This window comes from Singulisphaera sp. GP187 (assembly GCF_900129635.1).
In the GTDB taxonomy this organism is placed as follows: Bacteria; Planctomycetota; Planctomycetia; order Isosphaerales; family Isosphaeraceae; genus Singulisphaera.
Map to the genome: position 1 here is coordinate 4,475,503 of NZ_FSRB01000001.1, position 21,846 is coordinate 4,497,348.

Annotated in this window: 14 protein-coding genes; 7 read left to right on the forward strand and 7 right to left on the reverse strand. The window is 64.1% G+C overall.

Going from position 1 to position 21,846, the window contains the following annotated elements:
• Positions 1-54 precede the first annotated feature (54 nt).
• The 5 genes from BUS42_RS17255 (at position 55) to BUS42_RS17275 (ending at position 7,442) form a co-directional block, all read left to right on the forward strand.
• Complete coding sequence (locus BUS42_RS17255; protein WP_074308237.1) at positions 55-339, forward strand: hypothetical protein; 285 nt, start codon at positions 55-57, stop codon at positions 337-339.
• A 370-nt stretch (positions 340-709) separates the two neighbouring features.
• Positions 710-1,054 (forward strand): thioesterase, encoded by a 345-nt coding sequence (locus BUS42_RS17260; protein ID WP_254053569.1) that lies wholly within the window; start codon positions 710-712, stop codon positions 1,052-1,054.
• A 336-nt stretch (positions 1,055-1,390) separates the two neighbouring features.
• Positions 1,391-2,065 (forward strand): sigma-70 family RNA polymerase sigma factor, encoded by a 675-nt coding sequence (locus tag BUS42_RS17265; protein WP_074308241.1) that lies wholly within the window; start codon positions 1,391-1,393, stop codon positions 2,063-2,065.
• Entirely contained in the window at positions 2,049-5,783 is a 3,735-nt protein-coding gene (locus BUS42_RS17270) for a WD40 repeat domain-containing serine/threonine protein kinase (RefSeq protein WP_074308243.1), read from the forward strand. The genes BUS42_RS17265 and BUS42_RS17270 overlap by 17 nt, the downstream gene beginning before the upstream one ends.
• A 291-nt stretch (positions 5,784-6,074) precedes the next feature.
• Entirely contained in the window at positions 6,075-7,442 is a 1,368-nt protein-coding gene (locus BUS42_RS17275) for a transposase (RefSeq protein ID WP_074304734.1), read from the forward strand.
• A gap of 109 nt (positions 7,443-7,551) precedes the next feature.
• Here the strand turns inward: BUS42_RS17275 and rsmD are convergent, their stop codons facing one another.
• Positions 7,552-8,220, reverse strand: a complete 669-nt coding sequence (gene rsmD, locus BUS42_RS17280) for a 16S rRNA (guanine(966)-N(2))-methyltransferase RsmD (RefSeq protein ID WP_074308246.1) — start codon at positions 8,218-8,220, stop codon at positions 7,552-7,554.
• 184 nt (positions 8,221-8,404) lie between these two features.
• Here rsmD and BUS42_RS17285 point away from each other — a divergent pair, with 184 nt between their 5' ends.
• Complete coding sequence (locus BUS42_RS17285; protein WP_074308248.1) at positions 8,405-9,652, forward strand: IS256 family transposase; 1,248 nt, start codon at positions 8,405-8,407, stop codon at positions 9,650-9,652.
• Positions 9,653-9,869: 217 nt separating this feature from the next.
• On the opposite strand, the gene BUS42_RS17290 is transcribed toward BUS42_RS17285, so the two are convergent.
• Entirely contained in the window at positions 9,870-10,172 is a 303-nt protein-coding gene (locus BUS42_RS17290) for a hypothetical protein (RefSeq protein WP_074308250.1), read from the reverse strand.
• A 119-nt stretch (positions 10,173-10,291) separates the two neighbouring features.
• Here BUS42_RS17290 and BUS42_RS17295 point away from each other — a divergent pair, with 119 nt between their 5' ends.
• Complete coding sequence (locus BUS42_RS17295; protein ID WP_254053570.1) at positions 10,292-11,542, forward strand: glycoside hydrolase family 99 protein; 1,251 nt, start codon at positions 10,292-10,294, stop codon at positions 11,540-11,542.
• Between the two features lie 227 nt (positions 11,543-11,769).
• On the opposite strand, the gene BUS42_RS17300 is transcribed toward BUS42_RS17295, so the two are convergent.
• From BUS42_RS17300 to BUS42_RS17320, 5 genes are all read right to left on the reverse strand, one after another.
• Entirely contained in the window at positions 11,770-12,672 is a 903-nt protein-coding gene (locus BUS42_RS17300) for a PEP-CTERM sorting domain-containing protein (RefSeq protein WP_074308254.1), read from the reverse strand.
• Between the two features lie 219 nt (positions 12,673-12,891).
• A complete protein-coding gene (locus BUS42_RS17305) occupies positions 12,892-13,797 on the reverse strand; it encodes a PEP-CTERM sorting domain-containing protein (protein WP_074308256.1) in 906 nt (301 codons plus the stop codon).
• Between the two features lie 204 nt (positions 13,798-14,001).
• The gene (locus tag BUS42_RS17310) at positions 14,002-16,986 is read right to left on the reverse strand and encodes a GAF domain-containing protein (RefSeq protein ID WP_254053571.1); all 2,985 of its coding nucleotides are present in this window, start codon (positions 16,984-16,986) and stop codon (positions 14,002-14,004) included.
• Between the two features lie 105 nt (positions 16,987-17,091).
• Positions 17,092-20,175 (reverse strand): efflux RND transporter permease subunit, encoded by a 3,084-nt coding sequence (locus BUS42_RS17315; protein ID WP_074308259.1) that lies wholly within the window; start codon positions 20,173-20,175, stop codon positions 17,092-17,094.
• Positions 20,176-20,219: 44 nt separating this feature from the next.
• A complete protein-coding gene (locus tag BUS42_RS17320) occupies positions 20,220-21,755 on the reverse strand; it encodes an efflux RND transporter periplasmic adaptor subunit (protein ID WP_074308261.1) in 1,536 nt (511 codons plus the stop codon).
• Between the last annotated feature and the right edge of the window lie 91 nt (positions 21,756-21,846).

Consider the following 21,846-nt stretch of genomic DNA (forward strand, 5'->3'; position numbering starts at 1 on the left):
TCACGTCTCGCCTATCGACGATTGGTTGCCAATTGATCGCTGGAGGTCCCGATCATGCGGATTATCCACCCGCGGTTCACGGTGCGGCGGATGATGGCCACGGTCGCTTTCGTCGCGCTGAACCTGACACTGACGATCCCCGTGATCCGATTCGTCGATGGCCGCTTGCGGGAGATCGGTATGGCGATCGCTCCCGTGCAAAAGTTCATACTCAACCTTGCGGTGGCCGTCATAATGACCCTGTTATTGAGCGGCTGCACTGTGCTGATACTGACAATCATTCGGAGGGCACAGCACCTCAAAAGGCTGCTACGAGGCGAGGTCGAGACGCAGATATGATGCATGCGATTTGCCACGTATGCACGAGGGACGAGACGGACGTCGATTCAGAAAAGCGATAATGCCTTGCCATGGGTTGTCATGCCGTCGATTTCAGCAAAGCGATCAGCCCCATGCGGAATCATGAACCTTGGGTGCTCGAAAGGAGCATCCCCAAGTTTCAAGTCGACGAGGTGGCTGTCCACGTGTGCCACCAACATAACTCATCCCTCATTGCACTCTGACCGCAACTCGTTAAGATAGATAAGGTTGCTGGCCTGCTAATCCTTTCGAGACCCCTATGGCACGTACAAACACTGGGAAAGCTTCACGGCTGCACTCCAAGAGAAAGGGTGAAAGCCAAGAAACCCCTGAGCAGGATGAAAAGCCGATGAAGAAAGTTGATGCGGCCAAGGCCGCGATCAGCGAAGGGATCGAGTCTCCCCTGAGCGCCGTGGCTTACATTGCGCAGCGCTACGGAATCGACATCAAGCCTCAGCACTTCTCGGCCATCAAGAGCCAACTGAAGAAAAAACTGGAAGAGGCTGAGGCCGCGGAGGAGTCAGGAACGACCTCAAAGCGAACCAGAGCGATCGAGGGCTATTTGTCCGCGCCGCCAACCTCGCGGCCAGCGACGGGCGACCCCGACCTGCTGGATGCCATGGAGACGATCAAAACGCTGATCGCCGACCTCGGGACCGACAAGGTCAAGCGGATCGTCGACCTCCTGGGATAAGTCGAAGTCGGTCGAGAACAACCAGGGATTCCCCACGGCTCCTCGCCATCGCGACCCTGGAGCCTCGGATGGCCCCACCTGAGAGCGAGAACAATTCCCAAGAGGATAGGTTCACCCATCCCCCCCCGGCTGAACCTATCCTCAAGTTCTCAACGGATTGACGTCGGGACCGCGGCGGCGTTCATTCCGTCGTCGATCCCCCACTCCCATGGGCGCCTCACCCTCCAAAAAAGGTGGCTTGCCCTGGGACGATTTTGCGCCGATCATAAGAAGTGAGGCCCGAAGTCGCAGTCGGCGACGCTGAGATAACGATAGGAAAGAAGAGAAAGGTGCCCGATGGCCGCAGGACCGCTGGAACTGATGGCCAAGGCCCGAGCGGGGGAGACCGACGCGCTGGGGGAACTCTGCGCGTTATATCGGAACTACCTGCGAATGGTGGTGCGGACGGGGCTGGGTCCGAAGCTCCGTGAACGTGTCGAACTCTCCGATGTGGTGCAAGAAGCGCTCGTCGAGGTCGTCCGGCAGTTCCCGCAATTTACGGGCCAGAACGAGGCGGCGCTGGTCGGCTGGCTCCGTCGCCTGGTGGGGCAGAAACTGGCCGATCTGGCCCGGTATCACAACCGGGCCAAGCGTTCCTCGGGGGGGCCGATGATGCCGCTCGACGCCCCTTGGGGAGTCGAGGGGGGCGGAGGGGCCGAACCGGGCCAGGGAGGCGGAGGTCGGCTGCTCGACATGCTGTCGCTCAGCCAGACCAGTCCGAGCGAGGCGGCCAGCAAACGCGAGTTGACCGTCTTGCTGGCGGATGCCTTGTCCGACCTGGCGGAGACCGAAGCTGAGGTGCTCTGGTTGTATTACGCCGACGGGCTCTCGTTTGAGACGATCGGTGACCGCATGGGACTGAGCCGCAAGTCGATCCGAGGGATCTGGGCCCGCGGTCTCAAAGCCGTGAAACGCTCGATCGACGGACCCCCAGGGGGTCCGATGAGGTATCACGATGGTCCGCCGCACTGAGACCGACCCGATCGACCGCGACGAACAGCTAGGCGAGGCCGTCGAGGCCTACCTTGCCCTGGCCGAGGAAGGGTCGCCGCCCGATCCGGAAGCCTTCGCCGCCCGCTATCCCGACCTGGGCGAGGACCTGCAAGCCGCGCTGGAAGGGCTCGCCTTGATCCGAGGGCTAGTCGGCGAGCCGTCAGGGCCAGGCAATCGACTCGAGTCGGGTCGACGGATCGCCGGCTACCGGATCGTCCGCGAGCTCGGCCGCGGGGGAATGGGCACGGTCTATGAGGCCGTCCACGTCGGCCTCGACCGACCGGTGGCCCTGAAAGTGCTCGGCACCCACGCCACGCCCGACTCGACCGGCCGCCGCCGGTTCTTGAACGAGGCGCGAACCGCCGCTGGCTTGCACCATACGCATATCGTCCCGGTCTTCGACGTCGGTCAGGTCGGCGGGCTCTGCTACTACGCAATGCAGCGGATCGAGGGGAGCGGGCTCGACCAGGTGCTCCGCCACCTCCGTCGCGATCGCTCGATCGCCGCCGGCTCGAGCACGGGCGGAACGACTCCCGCCTCGCGGACCCGGCTCGCCACCGCGGGCGGAACGCCCGGACTCGCGCTTCAAGGGCAAGGGACGGAAAACGACACGGTGACCTGGATGGGCCAGACCGGCGGCGACCTCAGCGGCGCCGGGCGTGCCTTGGGCCGGGACCGCGACGACGAGCCGCCCCCCTATGACCCGCCGGTCGGTTCGGCCTACTATCGCTGGGTCGCCGAGGTGGGACGCGAGGCGGCCGAAGCGCTCTCGCACGCGCATCGCCGCGGCATCATCCATCGCGACGTCAAGCCGTCGAACCTCCTGGTCGATGCCCGTGGGATCGTCTGGGTGGCCGACTTCGGCCTGGCCCGACGCCTGGCCGACCCGGGCCTGACGCACCACGATAGCTTGCTGGGCACCCCGCGCTACATGAGCCCGGAGCAGGCGCGAACCGGGCCGATCGACGGCCGAACCGACGTGTATAGCCTGGGGGCGACGCTCTACGAGCTGCTCACGCTCCGGCCCCCGTTCGAGGGTCAGACCGCCGCCGAACTCGTCGAGCAGATCCGCGACCGCGCCCCCGCCTCCCCTCGTCAGTTCGACCGGCGGATCCCCCGGGACCTGGAGACGATCGTCTTGAAGGCGCTGGCGAAGCGCCCGGCGGACCGCTACGCGTCAGCACTGGACCTGGCCGAGGACCTCGAGCGGTTCCTCAACCTCGAGCCGGTCCGGGCGCGGCGGATCAGCCCGCTGGGACGAGCCTGGCGGTACGCACGTCGGCACCCAGGGGGGACGACGATCGCGACCGTGGCGGCGGCGACCGTGTTGGCGGTGGTGACCACGGCGTATGTCCGCATCGTCCACGACCGCGACCAAGCACGTGACGCCCGGCGACGGGCCGAGATCGCCAACAGCAAAACCTTGAGCGCGATGCGCGAAGAGCAAGCGGCCAACCGCAAGTTGCAGGTCGAGATGCGCGAACGCTACTTGAGCGAAGCAACGGTGGTCCGGCACTCGAACCTGCCGAACCGCCGAGCGACGGGCCTCGGCCTGCTCAGTCGAGCCGCCGCGCTCGAGCCCGATCCCGAACTCAAGGTCAAGCTCCGCAATGAAGCCGTCGAGTTCCTGGTGCTTCGCGACGTCGAGGCACGTCCCGAGTTCGCCACCGGTGCGACGCGGGGGATCGCCTTTGGCCCCGAGGGGGTCCGGCTCGCCGCCCTCTCCGCGAATGGCGAGGAGTTCAGCCTCTGGAACGTCGCCAATCGCACGCGTCTGGAGCGGCATCGGTTTAACACACCAATGGCCGAGCCCACGAGCCCCCCAGCCGCCGCAACAACAACCACGACGACGACAAACACCACCACCGGACGACCCGCTGGCCCCCCCCGGTTCCGAGGCGGGCACTCCGCCGGTCTCGCGGTGGCCGGCGACTGCGTGATCGTAATCCTCCCCGAAGGTAAGGGGCTCCGCCTCTTCGACCTGACCACGGGAACCCCGATCCGCGACTGGGCGACGGACGGCCGCCGCGTTCTCTCCCTGTTCGCAGCGCCCGGCGGGCATCGCCTGGTGACCACCGAACTGGCGACGACCGACGACAACGGCATACGCGACAATTCCTCGCGTGGCGACATGCCGCGCATGGAATTCCAGATCCGGCTCTACGACCTCAACGCGATCGGCCAGCCGATCGCCACCCTGGCGCGTTGGAAAGCCAGCTTCCCGCCCCGTGACGACTCGCTGATCGCGATTGCCCCCGATGGCGAGACGATCGCCACGGCCCGGAGCCGGGAAACGACCGTGTCGCTCTGGTCGGCCGAAGACGGCCTGGCCCTTGGTGAACCCTTTGAAGCGCAAGCCGAACTGACCGCCCTGGCCCTGGGCCCCGACGGCCTCCTGTCGGTCGCCGGCGGAGGACAAATCCGATTCTGGGAGATCGCCTCGCGGACGCCGCTTCCCCCCTTGACCCCGTTCCAAAGCTACATCCGCCAACTGCGGTTCAACCCGAATGGGACGTTGCTGGCGGCCGCGGGAGCACAAGGGTCGGGAGTCGAGATCTGGGATCCCGCGTCACACACGGCGTTGGCGGTCCTGACCGTGCCGAACCAGGTGGAAGACCTGGCCTTCTCCGCCGATGGGCGAACTCTAGCCGCCGCCAGCTCGACCGCATCCACCTCGGTCTGGGCGATTGTTGACCCCGTGGTTCGCTCCCAGATCAGCGGGTTCGATACCCTGCCCACCTCGCTGGCGTTTGGAGCCGACCAGCGCCTGGCCATGGGAACCGCCAAGGGAACGATCCGGGTCTGGAACCCCGGGCACTGTCCGTCCACCACCCAGCAAGTCATCGCCGAGCCCCCTCCGGGCGCGGCGGCGAACTACGTCCAGGGAGATCGGGCGACCACCCTCGTCTTCAACGAACAGGACCACCTGATCGCCATCGAGCCGGATGCGATCCCCACCCGCCACCGCGGCTCCCGACGTGGACAGCCGAGGATGTTTCCGTCGCCCGTGGCTTCCATCGCACGGGGGCAGACCCATTTCGTGGCGAGTGGGCATCAGATCATGGTCTGGAACGGCCCGACGGAACCCCAGCGCTGGTCGAGTCTGGAGATCCCGCGGTCCAAGCCGGCAGGATCGGCGGCGAATTCCGAGCGGTCGCGGTGGGAGCCCGACCCCTGGCGGCAACTGGCGGCAAGTCCGACGGGTGACCGGCTCTACTTGCTCGACAATGACTCGAACTTTCATGCCGTGGCCCTGGACGGCGGCCGAGCGCGGAACTTGCCGTGGCAACTCCCGGGTGATGCCAACCGCCTGAGCCTCAGCCCCGACGGCCAGACCTTGGCGATCGGCGACAAAGCGGGGAACGTGTTGCTGGTCGACACCGCCCGCGGCACGGTCCGAACTCGGCTCCTCCTCCCCTCCAGCGAGTCCGAAGGGCAGCCGGTCTGGTCGCTCGCCTTCTCGCCGGACGGACGAGAACTCGCGGTCGGCCTCCAGCAAGGGCACATCGACCTCTGGTCGCTCGACAACCCGACCGCCCCCCTGCTCCGCCTGATCGGCCACCGCGGGTTGGTCAGCATCCTCGCCTACGACCCCCAGGGCCGCTTCCTCGCCAGCGCCGGCAGCGATAAGCTCGTCGATATCTGGGACCTCAGCCGCGTCCGAACCGAGTTCACCCGGATCGGACTCAACTGGTGAGCGGGCACGAAGCCGCCGCGATCGATCGGACCTTCGTGACGCAATCATCGGGATCCAGACAAAACTCACACATTCTCACATATCCATTACACCAAAACAATCCCAAGGGTGGCACGCAACGTCAGTAACTCGGCGTCGTCAACAACGGATGTAACTCTCACCGGACCAGAGAATTACTGCCGCTCCGTGGCTGCGGTTCGTTCGAGAGAAGGGGGGGCAAAAAATCGCCGTTCTTCGTCATGATGGGTGCGGCTAGCAACCGGCACTCACCTGGATTGAGGAAGAACGGCGATGAAGGCAGCTCGGACGCTGCAAGGCTTGCAGCAACCGCAGTCGTTGATCGGCTATGTCCGACAGTTTCTCACCCCGACGGTCTGGAAGCAAGCCCGAGGGGTTGTTCCTCAAAGGCGGTCGGCGCCGCGGTGGGATCTCCAGCCACTGGTCGTGGTCATGCTCGCCATGACCTGGGCCACCGGCGACTCCGAGTCCGAGAGGTTTGAGAAGGCCCGGGGATACTACGTCGCCTGCCATGAGTCGCGAAGACGCCCGGGAAAGACCCTCGTCGGCTTCCAGAAAGCGATGCGACGCGTCCCCATGCGACAACTCAGGGCGTTGGCCGCGGGGGTTCGGCAACAGATCCACGCCCGACTGGGGTCGCGGCGGATTGTCGACGGCTTCGAGCCGATGGGCTGCGACGGCTCGCGGATCGAGTGCCCCCGCACCCCCGAGTTGGAACGGGGACTCGGGCAGGCCGGCAAGAACGACGCGGCCCCCAACGTCTGGCTGACGGCGTTCGTCCACTTGCCCACGGGACTGCTTTGGTCGTGGCGACTCGGCCCGGGCACCGCGGCCGAGCAAGAGCATTTGAGGCACTTGCTCGCCACCCTCTCGCCCGAGGCCCTGATCGTCTGCGACGCCGCTTATATGGGCTTCGATCTGGTCCGGGCGATCCTCGGTGTCAAGCGATCGTTCCTGTTCCGGATGTCGTCGCGGGTCGACCTCTACACCCTCGAAGTGGCGAACCTGGAGGATTGGACCGAAGGCCCTGTCTTGTACTGGCCGAACTATGTCCAGAAGAAAGGGGAAGCGCCGATCCAATGCCGCTTGATCCGGATCCCGGCCAAGGGCAAGGGTAAGGGGTCGGTCAAACGCGACGTCTGGCTCCTGACCGACGTCCTCGACCCAGCCCGGATGTCGGCGGCGACGGCCGCCAAATTCTACCGCTGGAGATGGCGTAATGAAGGACTATTTCGCACATACAAGCGTATAATCAATAAATTGAAACTCGCTAGCCGCACGGTGGCCTTGGTGCATCGCGAGGCCGAGTTGTCACTGCTGGCCACGCAGATCCTCCTGGCGCATGCCGACCTGGCGCTTCGGCCGGCGTCGGCGTCGGCGACCGATGGCCCAGTGATCAGCCCCCGCAAAGTTCTGATCGAGATCCGCAAGGAGATCGACGCGGCCGTGAAACCCAAGGCCAAGTGTTACCACAAGCGACTCGCGGGCTGCCGCGCCGGGTGCCGGAAGCAGAAGAGCCCGAAAGCCACACGCAAGTGGCCTCGTCGCAAACCGCATAAGCCGCCGAAACCGCCTGTGCTCCACACCCTGACTCAGGAACAGAAAGCCTTGCTAAACAAGCACATGAGTGCAGTAGGATGAGGCATCAGTAATCGACGTTGGGTGGCACGGGTTGTACCCAACCCGTGAGCCAAGAGCCAGGCAATCCCGCCGCGGGCCAACGGCTTCATGATGCCCCTGCGATTCGCGCTCAGGCGGATTCTTCATCCTCAACGACTTCGCCGCGAGCGTCCTCGGCCGTGTCATCCGATTCGTCCTCATCGTTCAACGCGTCGGTCGAGCCGCCGGAGAATTGATAGAAGATCAGCAGGGTATTTCCGAAGCGGTTCTGCCGGGTCTCCCGGAGTTCGCCAAGGTCGAGCTTCACGTACTCCTTGGGGTCGATCTGGACGATCACGAGCCCCTGTTCCTCATTCCCGTCGGAATCCGCGGCCTCTCGACGTAGCAGCGTCGGCCGATCGGCGATCCGGCGCATCGCGTCCACCCAAAGGTTCTTGTACTGCGGGGGAGCGACATAAATCAAATCATACTGCTGATCCGTTGAGTTCAGAAACTTCAAGGCGTCAACGCGCCGCACCACGGCCTGGTCCGCCAGTTCCGTGTGAGCGAGATTCTTCTTGATCGTGGTCACCGCGGCGTGCGCCAGGTCGGTGAAGGTGCAGGACGCGGCGCCCTGGCTCAACGCCTCGATCCCGACGCTCCCGCTCCCCGCAAACAAGTCGAGCATCGCCATCCCCGGAATCCGCGGGCGCAGGATATCAAAAAGGGCCGTTTTGACACGATCGAGGATCGGACGCGTCCCATGCCCTGGAACCACGAGCAATGTTCGTCCTTTAGCCGTTCCCGAAACCACACGCATCAGCGATCTCCTCGTCTCATCGCGTCGTCGACTCTGTCCTTGCTGCAGTGTCACTTAAACCTTCTTAAACCGAGCCGCGAGGTATTGTCGAAAGTCGTGGATGGAGGAAATGAAAAGGGCGGCGTACCCTTGGTGAAGTCTCACCCACACCAAACTTGCCAACAAGGCAAAGGAGTACGCCACCGTGAGTCAGTCTACCTCCGAGATCCGGATCTTGCCATTGGCCGGAAGCCATGATGTCCTGACCGAAGTCCTCCGCAACGGAGCCCGTGAGATGCTCGCCAGGGCCATCGAGGCCGAGGTCGCCGCCTGGATCGACGACCACGCTCATCTCAAGGACGAGACCGGACGTCGCCAGGTCGTCCGCAACGGCTCCCACCCCGAGCGGACCATCCTCACCGGCTTGGGACCGATCGACGTCAAGCAGCCCCGAGTCCAGGACCGACGACCCCCTGAATCCCGAGAGACGTTCACTCCGGCAGTCCTGCCGCCCTACCTCCGGCGGACCAAGAGCCTGGACGAGTTGATCCCCTGGCTCTACCTCAAAGGCATCAGCACCGGTGACTTCCCCGAGGCTCTCAAGGCGATCCTCGGCCCGGACGCCCCGGGACTGTCGGCGAACACCGTGACGAGGCTCAAGTCGGCCTGGGAGGAGGAACATCGAACCTGGAGCCAGCGGTCCTTGAAGGGGAAGCAGTACGTTTATGTCTGGGCCGATGGCGTGCACTTCAACATCCGCCTGGAGGAAGGGCGGCAGTGCATCCTGGTGCTGATGGGGGCGACCGCCGACGGCAAGAAGGAGCTGATCGCCATCGCCGACGGCTACCGGGAGAGTGAGCAATCCTGGAAGGAGTTGCTACTGGACTGCAAGGCCCGTGGCCTGGAGGTCGAGCCTCACCTGGCGATCGGCGACGGGGCGTTGGGTTTCTGGAAGGCGATGCGTCAGGTGTGGGACACGACGAAGGAGCAGCGTTGCTGGGTGCACAAGACGGCGAACGTCCTGGACAAGCTTCCCAAGGGGAGCCAGCCGAAGGCCAAGGGGATGCTCCACGAGATCTACCTGGCGGAGAGCCGCGAGAATGCGGTGAAGGCGTTTGACCTGTTCGTGAAGACGTACGAGGCGAAGTACCCGAAGGCGACGGAGTGCCTGTCAAAGGATCGAGATGTGCTGCTGACGTTCTACGACTTCCCAGCGGAACAGTGGCTGCACATCCGGACGACGAACCCGATCGAGTCGACGTTCTCGACGGTGCGTCTGAGGCACAACAAGACAAAGGGGAGCGGGAGTCGGACGGCGTGCCTGACGATGGTCTACAAGCTGATGGAGAGTGCATCAAAGAGTTGGCGATCGTTGAATGGATCGGAGCTTTTGAGGGAGGTGATCGCTGGGGTCATCTTTGAGGACGGAGTGAAGAAAACCACCGCCGCCTGAAATTCTCCATCCACGAAGATTGACAATACCTCCCCGAGCCGCACACGCAGCGCAGTAAGCGATCGGGTTGCGCTCGGCATCTCGGAACGTCAATCTGGAACCGCTTACTCCGCTGCGCTGCGTGCGCGGCTCGGTTCAAGTGAGGATCATCATGGCCGCTCGGTGCCACGGCCTGCACATCACGCAATCTCAAGGACAAACCGGTCCGCCGGCTTAGTTAGGCTTCGGGCAGTTCCTTGGAAGGGGAACACTGCCAAGGTTCGCCGCGAGCCGAGCGTTTGGCGGTCCATCCGGGGGGGAGCTTGGCGAGCTCGACGATGCTGGGGTCGAGCGTTGCGATCGTCTGAAGGGGGACGAGCGACGCCTCCTCGACGGCGAACGGTCCGCCATCCAAGAAGAGCCAGTCACCGTCGACCTTCTCGTGAAACACCAGCAGAATCGGGGCTTCGCCCTCGGTGATCTGCTTGAGGGTAACAACGGCATGGGTCTGGGGTTCGGCGAATGCCCAATCGTTCGACATGGTTCCTGCCTCCCTTTGCGTGGGGTCCTTCGCTCATAATACCAGGCGTTCGTCGAAGTCGAGATGTCGAGACCGAGATCAAGTAAGATCGCCCGATCGGGCCCTCGAGGGTGAACATCGTGCAACGAACGGCGAGACGGATCGGCACCGGCGTGTTGTGGACCTGGCTGCTGGTTGTCGCTGGCTCCTCAAGGGGCGGTGAGAACCCCGCCAAGCCGCCCGTGGTCGACGCGACGAGCCTGAGGCAGAAAGTGCTTTGCGGCTACCAAGGGTGGTTTCGGGCGCCCGGCGACGCGGCGGGCGAGGGCTGGCGGCACTGGAGCCGCGACGCGGCGCGAATCACGCCCCGCAGCCTGACGTTCGAGATGTGGCCCGACATGTCGGAGGCGACGGACGACGAGAAATACCCGGCCCCCGGCTTCACGGGCCCTGACGGGGAGCGTGCCCATCTGTTCAGCTCGGCCCACCCGCTCACGGTCGAGCGCCACTTCCAGTGGATGGAGCAGTATGGGATCGACGGCGTCTTCGTGCAACGGTTTCTGGTCAGCCTTCGCGATCGGTCGCTCGACCAGGTCCTCGGCCACGTCCGGGCCTCGGCCGCCAAGACAGGGCGGGTTTACGCCGTCTGCTACGACCTGTCCGGGGTCCGCGAAGGGCAGCTCTTCGACCTGCTGGCACGGGACTGGAAGAAACTGGTGGACGAGCTGAAGCTGACGCGGGACCCGCGGTATTTGCACCACGGCGGCAAGCCGGTCGTCTTCGTCTGGGGGTTTTACAGCGATCGCTTCAGCCCAGCGCTCGCGCACCGGATCATCGACCTGTTCAAAACGGAACCGGGCTATGAAGCGACCCTGGTCGGCGGCTGCCAGTGGCAGTGGCGGGGCGAACACGATCCCGAGTGGGCCCGCGCGTTTCGCCGGTTCGATGTGATCAGCCCCTGGAACGTGGGCAACACGATGCGGGTCGAGGGACGCAAGCAGGCCGCCACCGGCTCGTGGAGCGACGACCTGGCCGAAGCGAAGCAGGCGGGGATGGCCTACCTCCCGGTGATCTATCCGGGGTTCGGATGGACGAACCTGAAAGGCAGGAACGTCACCGCCGCGACAATCCCTCGCCTGGGGGGCGAGTTCTTCTGGCGGCAGTTCGCCAAAGCCGCGGACCTCGGCATCGACATGGCCTACGTTGCCATGTTCGACGAGGTGGATGAGGCGACCGCGATCTTCAAGGTCAGCAACAGTCCGCCCACGCAGGCCCCGTTCGCAACCTACGACGGGCTGCCGACAGACTGGTACCTGCGGCTGACCGGCGAAGGCTCGAAGCTGCTCCGGGGGGAGCGGAAAAACGAGAAGGAGCTGCCGATCAGGCCCTGAATGCTCGGGGGTAACCGTGGCTTCAAGCGCTTGATCTCGCTCGCCTCAAATCCTCCCGTGACTCAGCGCGTCCCCCTTCAGGAGGAGGAACACGAAGCTGACGACGGCGGAAGACCGGCGGTCGTCAGGTCCGGCTGGGTGCAGGCCCCAGCCCATTCCTGACCACCACCGAGCCCGGCGGAGCCAGCCCTGGAAGAACGACGAACGCGTTGGAGGCCTCCCTCGATTCAGGAAAGCCGGTCCACGCTTGATTCTTCACCACTCGCCTCCTCGTGACGACGGCCGCGGCGAAAGGCGAGGTAGCCCAGTCCGAGCAGGAGCGTGGCAAGCGAAGTGGGCTCGGGGACCGTGATCGGATCGGAAGTCACGCCGGCGGGAGTGAGCAGCAAGGAATGCATGAGATGGGTCCGATCGTCCTCGGCCTGCAGAAGCATGCGCCCTTGGTCGTCAAGGCCGAGCTCGCCTATGGTCGCCTGGATCCAGCCAGGCAAGAGATCCCGCAAGTTTGTCAGGGTATGCGAGTTATAGTCGTAAAGATAGTTCATTACATAGGGCGGGTTTCCTTCCGATCCCGTGCCCGTTCCGAGAACTTGATTCTGATTGTTCAGGAATTTCGCAGTCGCCATACGACTCGGGTCGTAATCATAATTGTAGGGAGACGTCCAAAGCGTCGTAAAAGGGCCAAAGGAGCCATCGGCCTGCCGCTGTGACGCAACGAGTAAGGAATTCGCCGCTGAGATGTGACCGTTGATGCCGACGAAATTCGTCCCGACATACAGGCCGTTCTGATTCAGAAATCCACCGGATATGCGGCTGTAAGCATTCGCGGGATTCCCATAAGTCCATGAGCTGTTGACCGGAGCGGCGGCCAGCGGCGGGAGCAACGAGAGGACGGATTGATCCGTCAGGTAATTGGGCGTGTTCGGGAACGCATACTTCCTCTGACCGTCCGGGGAAATGACGATCCCGTTACCGGCGGCGTCGGCCGAAACTTGGGTTCTTCCCGTGCCCAGGTCGGTGACCGTGTAAGCCGGGATGTTGTCGGCGCGAGCTGGCGAGAGGGTGGCTCCAAACAGCGCGACGGTGAGGCAGAAACGGGCAGAATACCCGCCAAGAATCGATCGCTCCATGATCACTGCCTTTTCGGGATGGCGACTCACGGGATCAAGGTCAATGGGGAAGATCGTGACAACATGATCGATCCCCGATCGACCGTCAAGGGCAAGCTAATAGCAAACATGCCGATCTCAAACCGGCCAAGCGCCGGGGGTGTGCCACCTGGCGGAGCGACGGTGAGATCTTGCGGAATCCGCGTTCGCTCGCCTTGAAATCCCAAGCTCCCTCACGGCTCAGCGCGATTCCCGCGGCTCACCACGCCGGGAATGCCGGAAGGCCAGGTAACCACCGAGGCCGAGCATGAGCGTGGCCAATGAGGTTGGCTCGGGGACCGTGACGGGATCGCCAATCACCAGGCCGGGGGGAGTGAGGAGGAGTGAGTGGTATTGAATCCCCAACTTGTCATCCCACTTCCAGGCGGACAGGAGCATCCGCCCTTGATCGTCAAGGCCGAGCTCGGTCTCCAGGTGCCAGCCAGGCAGCAAATCCTTCAGGTCGGTCCTGATCTGGGTTTGCATGTCGTAAAGATAGAAATTCTTCGTGTAGTAACTGGTGGCGCTGTAGGGGACTCCTCCCATGCCGAGCACCTGATTCTGATTATTGATGAACATCGCGGTGGCCATTTGTTCGCCCGTGGAATGGTTGTTGGGCGAATCCCAGAGCGTGATCGGGGTACTGAAGGAGCCATCGGCTTGACGCTGGGTCGCAAAGACCAAGCTGCCGGCACCTGAGATGTGGCCCGTCACGCCAAAGGTATTTGTGCCTACAAAGAATCCATTCTGGTTGAGCAGCCCGCCTTCATAATAGCTGTAAGCGTTATTGGGATTTCCATAAGTCCACGAATTGTGGACGGGGGCGTTCGTGAGCGGTGGGAGCTTCGATCGGATGGATAGCCACTCAGCCTCTGACGGATAGTTGCTTGAACTCGTGTTTGGGAACGTATAAGTTGTCTGGCCGTCGGGCGCGATGACGATCCCGTTACCGCCCGCATCGGTCGAAACTTGGGCGGTCCCCGTTCCCAGGTCGGTGACGGTATAAGCCGGGATATTGGCGGCGCGAGCCGTCGAGAGGGTGGCGCCAACCAGCGCGACGGTGAAGCAGAAGTGAAGAGAGAACCTGGTAAGAATCGATCGTTCCATGATCGTTGCCTTCCTTGGATGACGGCTCACGGGACCAGGGCCTATGGGGGTGGTGAAAAGATGATCGATCCCCGATTGGCCGTCAAGGGCAAATCGGCGGCAAATGTGCCGATCGACGGTCGATGCCACCGAGAGCATTCTGACACTTGCTGGCGGCTTTACGATTGAACGATTGGCGAGCAGGCTGTTTCGCCTCGAACTCCGTTAGCAAGGTCCACCGATCAGCGTGAGCAAGGCGTCGTGGTCAATCGGTTTCACCAGGTGGTGATCGAAGCCTGAACTCGTCGATCGCCGGCGATCATCGTCCTGACCGTATCCCGAAATGGCGATGATGAGCAGGCCTTCGTGCCCGTTCTCGGCTCGAAGTTTTTGGGCGACCTGATAGCCGTCCATGCCGGGAAGGCCGATGTCGAGCAGGACGATCTCCGGCTTGAACTCGTTGACCCGTTCGACGGCTTCGAAGCCGGTCGAGGCGGTGGCGACTTCGTGGCCTTTGAGTCGGAGGAGTCGGGCCATGCTCCGCACCGTGTCGGCGTTATCATCGACCACCAGCAGGCGGCGGCCGCGGCCATTCCGGTCGGGCTTGGCCTTGGGCATGGCCTCGACCAAGGGGAGAGTCGCCTCAGGAATCCCCGTCGGCCGGCACTCCTGGGAAACGGTGGGGAGGGTGACGCGGAACGTGCTCCCCTGCCCCGGTCCGTCGCTCGCCGCCGTGACGGTCCCACCATGCATCTCGACCAGGGTCTTCACGATGGTGAGCCCGATTCCAAGCCCCCCTTCCGAGCGGGCGAGGGTTCGATCACCTTGGGTGAACAGCTCGAACATCTGCGGGATGCGTTCGGGAGAAATGCCGACACCATTATCCTCGACCGAGAGAATGACGTTTTCATCCACGCTGACGGCGGACACGGAGATTCGACCCCCCTCGGGGGTGTATTTCACGGCATTGGTGAGCAAGTTGGTGAACACCTGTTCGAGGCGTAGTGGGTCGGCGTGAACCAGCAAGGCCCCTCGAGGCGAGGAAACGGTGAGTCGCTGGCCACGCAGCTCGATGGTCGGCCTGACGGCTTCCACGGCCTGATTCAAGACATCCGCAACGTCGATCCGCTCGCGCTGGAGCTCGATTTTCCCATGCGTCAGCCGGGAGACGTCGAGCAGGTCGTCGATGAGCCGAGCAAGATGCTTGACTTGCCGGTCGAGGACGTCGTTGGCCCAGCCGCGGTGTTCGCCGGTCGGATCCTCCCTGAGGAGCTGAGCGGCATTGCTGATCGACGAGAGGGGATTTCTCAGCTCGTGGGCGAGCATGGCCAGAAAGACGTTCTTGCGTCGGTCCGCGTCGATCAGTTGTGCGTTGCGTTGGTGCAGCTCGTCCTCGAAGCGTTTTCGCTCGATGGCGATGGTTGCGGTGCGGGTGACGATATCGATCAGCCGGAGGTCATTCGGTCCCGGCTGCCGTGGCCGGTGGTAATAGAGCGCGACCGAGCCGAGCACCACCCCACTGCTCGAGAGAATCGGGTACGACCAACAGGCCTGGAGGCCATGTGACAGCGCCAGCGCCGCGTAATCGGCCCAGAGCGGGTCGTTGGCGATGTCGCACGCGTAGACCGGTTTTTTGAAAAAGGCCGCCGTGCCACAGGAGCCGACGGCGGGGCCGATCGCAATCCCGTCAATCGCCCGACAGTAGGCTTCCGGAAGCGTCGGCGCTGCGCCGTGCCGGAGGTGCACGCCGTCCGGGTCGATCAGCAGAATCGACGCGTGCATCTCTTCCGCTTCAAACTGCGTCTCGATCATCCGGCAGAGGGCGTCGAGCACTTCGGGGAGGCTTGAGTCAAGGACCACCAATTCGAGGATATGCTTCTGCTGTTCGAGCAGGGCCTCGTTCCTCTTGCGGTCGGTGATGTCGAGCGTCAGCCCGACAAATCCCAGGGTCGACTCGCTGACGCGGTCGAGCGGGCGCCCCCGCGCGAAGATCCAGTGCAGGCTGCCGTCAGGCCAGTAGGCTCGATATTCCGCCTCGTAATCTTCGCCGGTAGCGAACGCTTTCTCGATCCGCCGGAAGACGTATTCTCGGTCATCGGGGTGAAGCGCATTGAGGAAGTCGTTGTAGGTGAAGGGTTCGTCCGCCGCGCGTCCGAAGTCGGCCCTGCATTGTGCCGAGCAACGCATATCCTGGCTGGGAAATTCGAGATACCAGCTTCCGAGCCGGCCGACCTCAAGGGCAAAGCGAAGCTCATACTCGCTCTGGCTCAGCGCCTCCGCGCTCCGTTCCAGCCGGTCCGCTCGCTCTCGCTCTTCGTTCAAGAGGCGCTGCCGCTCCTTGGCAAGCGCGACGTAGTGGCAGACCGCCTCGAGGAATTCGAGCTCGTCGTCACTAAAACGGTCTCGAGTTCGGGTCGCGAACGAAAGCGTACCGATCAGGCGGTCGCCGGCCATGAGCGGATTGCAAGTGTAGGCCCGAAACCCGAAGCCTTTGACGGTCTGAACCTTCTCGTCGTCGGAGTTCTGAATCTCGGCCGCCACAAACGGCTTTCGGAGGAGGCCGACGGTACCACACACCGCCTCGCCAAAACCGAGGCGTTTGATGCTCTGGGCTTCGGTCTCGGTGATCCCCGCGCACGAGTCGAGCTCCAGGCCATCGGCCTCGGCGTTCACCATGAAGTTGAAATAGGCGTCGAGCTCGAGATGCCTCGAGACGATCTCGAAGAGGCGGGTGACCATGGCCTCGGGATGGTCGTTCGAGAGGAGTTTACCGGTGGCCTCGGACAGAATTTGAAGCCGTTCGTTGCGTCTCCGCAACAGTTCCTCGTGACGTCGCCGCACACTCACATCGCGAAAGACAACCACCGTTCCGAGGATAATTCCATGCTCTTCGATGGGTGACGTCGTTTGCTCGATCGGGACCAGAGTCCCGCGTTTGGTACGGAGCAACAGCAGTCGTTTGGGCAGCTCGATCGGGCGGCATTCCAGAGAGGCCATGGGCCGGGGAAGTTGGATTGCGTCTCCGGTTTCCTCGTCAAAGAGCGGAAAAACGTCAGAAACGCAGGCTCCCATGGCCTGCTCGAGCGTGTTCCCCGTGAGCGCCTCGGCCGCGGGATTCATGAACGTGACGCAACCGTCAACATCGCCAACGATGACGGCGTCGGCGATGCTGTTGAGGATTGTGGGAACCCACCAGAGGGTGTCAGCCATCGTCCGCATAGGTCCTATGCCGCTTCAAGGGTGTTACCTGCAAGATAATCACATCTCCGGCGGGAAGCGACAGCAAATATTTTGATAACCCGCGACAACGCTCGCTTACATTTCGATTGGCCTGGGCGTTTCGACGAACCAAGGGTAGATCGCCGGCAGGACCAGGGTGGTCAGCAGGGTCGAGGTGAGCAGGCCGCCGATGACGACGGTGGCCAGAGGGCGCTGGAGCTCGGCGCCCGGGGTGGTGGCGATCGCCATCGGGATGAAACCGAAGCCGGCGACCAGGGCGGTCATCAAGATCGGCCGGAGCCGGACGACGGCGGCCTCGCGGGCGGCTTCGTGGGGTTCAACCCCTTCGCCACGCAGGTGTTCGACGGCGCTGACCCAGACCAGGCCGTTGAGCACGGCCACGCCGAACAGGGCGATGAAGCCGACCCCCGCCGAGATCGAGAACGGCAGGCCGCGGGCGGCCAGGGCGAAGATCCCACCGGTCGCCGCCATGGGCACGGCCAGGTAGATCAGGGCGGCCAACCGCAGGGAGTGGAACGTGCTGAACAAGAGCAGGAAGATCAGGGCAAGGGCGATCGGCACGACGATCATGAGCCGTTGGGTGGCGGTTTGCAGGTGCTCGAACTGGCCGCCCCAGCGAAGGATGTAGCCGGAAGAGAGCGGGACCTTGGCCTGGATGGCCGCCTGGGCCTCGGCGACGAAACTGGCGATGTCGCGGCCTCGGACGTTGACGCCGACGACCGCCCTGCGCTGGACGTTCTCGCGTTCGATCTCGCTCGGTCCCTCCTCGAACCGGACATCGGCCAGGTCACGAAGCGCGATCGGCCGCCCCTGGGGGTCGACGATCCGGATCGCGCGGATCTTCTCGGGGTCGTTCCGCCAGGCCTCGGGGAGCCGGACCTGGATCGGGTGCCGGTACTGCCCCTCGAACGCGGTGCCGACGGTGGTCCCGCCCAGGGCGGCGACCGCTTCCAGAACGTCGGCCCCTTTGATTCCATAGCGCGCGAGCTGGTCGCGACGGACCGAGACGAGGAGCATCGGCAATCGGCCCGAGGTCGGTGTCTTGATGCCCGTCGCCCCCGGGATCCGCGCCAGGGTGCGCTCGATTTCCCCCGCCTTGCGCCGGAGGACCTCGAGGTCGGGGCCGTAGAGCAGGACGGCCACGTCGCTCTTGACTCCCGCGACGAGCTCGTTGACCCGCATCTCGATCGGCTGGCTGAAGCCGAATTTGACGCCGGGGACGTTCTCATTCAGCTCGCGGTCCATCTCCTGGATCAGGGCGTCCCGGGTGATCCCAGGGCGCCACTCCGTCGGCGGCTTGAGCAGGGTCCAGACGTCGGTCTGATGCACCCCCATCACGTCGTTGGCGATCTCGGGGCGGCCGGTCTTGCAGTAGACCATGCGGACCTCGGGAAACTTTTTGAGGATGTTCTCGATCTGCGTCGAGGCGGCCACGGCCCCTTCCAGCGAAGCCGACGGGATCCGCACGGCCTCGATGAGTAGGTCTCCTTCGTTGAGCCGGGGCATGAACTCGCCCCCCAGGCTGAGCGCCACCGGCACGCTCACGGCCACCAGGCCGACCGCCAGCAGGGTCGCGATCAACGGGCGGCGGATTACGGCGTCGAGCGAGGGGACGTAGACCCACTTGAGCCAACGGACGAGCCAGACTTCTTTTTCCTGAGCCTTCGACGAGAGCACGAGCGAGGCAAGCACGGGCATCAGGGTCAGCGAGAGCACCATCGAGCCGGCCAGGGCGAAGATGACGGTCAGGGCCATCGGCCGGAACAGCTTCCCCTCGGTCCCCTGAAGCGCCAGGATCGGCAGGTAGACGATCGCGATGATCAGCTCACCGAACATCGTCGGCTTGCGGACCTCGACGGCCGCGTCGCGAATGATCTCGAGCTTGGGCCGCGTCCCCCCTTCGTGCGCCAGGCGGCGGACGCAGTTTTCCACCATGATCACGCTCGAGTCGACGATCAGGCCGAAGTCGATCGCGCCCAGGCTCATCAGGCTGGCCGTGACCCCCGTGGCGAGCATCACGTTGGCGGCGAACAGCATCGACAGCGGGATCGCCAGGGCCACGATCAGGCCGCCCCGGATATTGCCCAGCAGCAAGAGCAGGATCAGGATGACCAGGCCCCCCCCCTCGACCAGGTTGTGCAGGACCGTGTCCAGGGTCTGGTCGATCAAGTGGTTGCGGTCGTAGAGCGGCTCGATCGTCACCCCGGGCGGGAGGCTCTTTTGAAGCTTGGCGATTTCGTGTTTGACCCGCTCGACCACCGTCCGCGAGTTCTCGCCGATCAGCATCATGACCAGGCCGGTGACGATCTCCCCCTCGCCGTCGCGGGTCGCCAGGCCGGCGCGGATCATGGGTGCGGTGTGGACCTTGGCGACGTCGGCGACCGTCACCGGCACGCCGTTGCGCTCGTCGATGACGATCGCGGCGATGTCGGGCACGCTGTGCGCCTGGCTCTCGCCTCGGATGTAGCGAGCCTCCCCCTCATGCACGAGGTAGCCGCCGCCGACGTTGGCGTTGTTGCTCCGCAAGGCGTTAAAGACCTGGGTCATCGACAGGCGATAAGTGGCCAGCTTGTCGGGGTCGAGCTCCACCTGATAGGTCTTGAGCTCGCCGCCGTGCGAGTTGATCTCGGTGACGCCGGGCACTCCGCGCAACTGGTAAGCGACGAACCAGTCGAGGATCGTCCGCAGCTCCATCGCCGACACGCCCGAGCCTTTGGCGGCCTTGACCTGGAACTGGTAGACCTCTCCGAGCGCGGTCGCGATCGGCCCCAGGGACGGGGTACCATAGCCGAGCGGGATGGCGGCGGCCGCCCGAGCGAGCCGCTCGCCCACGAGTTGGCGGGCGCGGTAGATATCGGTCCCTTCGTGGAAGACGATCGTCACCACCGAGATCCCGAACTTGGAGATCGACCGGATCTGCTCGACGTTGGGCAGCCCGCTCATCGCCCCCTCGACCGGGAACGAGAGCAAGGTTTCGACCTCAAGTGGACTTAGCGCGGGCGCTTCGGTAATCACCTGGACCTGCACGTTCGTCAGGTCGGGCACCGCGTCGATCGGCAGGTGGAGCGCGGAGTAGACCCCGAAGACCGCGACCAGCAGGGTCCCCATTAACACGAGGAAGCGGTTGGCAAGGGCCGATGCAATTAAAGAATTAAGCATGTTGGTTTTTGAGCAGGTTTCGATCCCATTGGATCACCCCGTCTTCAATCCTCCCCGCTTTCGTTCTGGAGGATCAGCTCACTCTTGAGCAGGTAGGCGCCGGCGGAAACCACGGCCTGGCCCTTGGTCAGGCCGGCAAGGACGACCCGGCGTTGGTCCGCCTCGCGGCCGAGCTTGACCGGCTGAAACGTGAAGGTGCGTCCGTCACGGCCGGCGGGGACGAAGACCCCCTCCTGTCCCTCGATCTCGACGATGGCGGCGGTCGAGACGGTCAAGACGTCCTGGGTGATCGGCGTGTCGAGTACGATCCGCGTGAACATCTCGAGCTTGAGGAGGCCGTCGGGGTTGTCGGTCTCGGCCAGGAGGGGAACGGTCCGGGTGGTGGGGTCAACCATGGACCCGACGGAGAGGAGCGTGGCCGGGAAGGTTCGGCCGGGGTAGGCCGGAACGGTCATCCGAATCCGTCCCTCCTTGAGGGCCGGCAGCACAGCGAGGTCGGACTCGGTGATGTTGGCCATCACCCAGACCGTATTCAGGTCGGCCAGAACGAAGAGGATGTCGGTGGGATCGGCCTTCTGGCTGGGGACGGCCGTCTTGGTGATGATGGTGCCGTCGAACGGCGCGGTGACCTGGCAGGCGGTCACATCTTCGGACGACGCCGATCGCGAGGCGGCGACGTCGCCGGCGTGCGCCAGCAACTGAGAGATCTCCTCCTGGACCCCGAGGATCCGCAGACGCTGCGCCGCGTCGATGACGGCCGCCTCGGCGAGCCTGACCTTCTGGTCGGCCAGGGTTTGCTCGTGGGAGGCATCGAACCGGACCTGTTCCAGAACCGCGCCGAGCTTGGCCTGGGCGCCCTCGAAGGTGTGTAAGGCGACGAACGCGGGATGCTCGCCGATGATCTGATCCTTGAGCAAGGCGCTGGTCTTCTCGGACTCGTGCGAGGCGATCTCGAACTCAGAGTAGGCCTGGAGCAAGAGCGCGCGGTCGGCCCCGAGCGGCCGTTCGGCGTAGTCCTTCTGAATCGTGGCGGCCGGCTCGCCTTTGCGGATCGCCGGGATCAGCCGAGCGACGTTATTGGCAACCTGCTGCTTCCAGTCAAACTCCTTCCGTGCGGTCGCCAACTCAATCTGCCGGCCCCGCAGGTTGAGGCGGGCGGTGCCCACGTCGGGACTATCGAGGACGGCCAGCAACTCGCCTTTTTTGACCTGACGGCCCAGGTTGACCAGCACCTCGCGGACAACCCCCGCGGCCCGCGGCCGGATCTCGACCCGGCGGTCAGGATTCGCCTCGACCTTCCCCGCGACGCCAACCTCGGAGGGAAGCGAGATCTGACTCACCGGCTCGATGCGGATCCCGGCCACGTTCCACTTCCCCTCGGAGAGGGTGACGGTCGTGACCGGCGCGGCCGCCGCCGCGGCTGTCGCCGCGGGGTGGGTCGGCGAGGCCTGCAGCGCCCGCCCGTGGAACAGCGCATCGTGCAAGACAAAGCTCGCCGCCAGCAGAACGAGACAGACCGCGAGCCCGACCCAGGGTAACAAGCTCTTCAACGACCAACGGTTCGGCAATGCAACGGACATGAGGGGATGCCTCCCACCTGATTTGCCACCGACTTCTCCGGCAGGCTCATCCCCTGACTTTGAGGAGGGGGGGATGCCGTGCCCGGAAAAG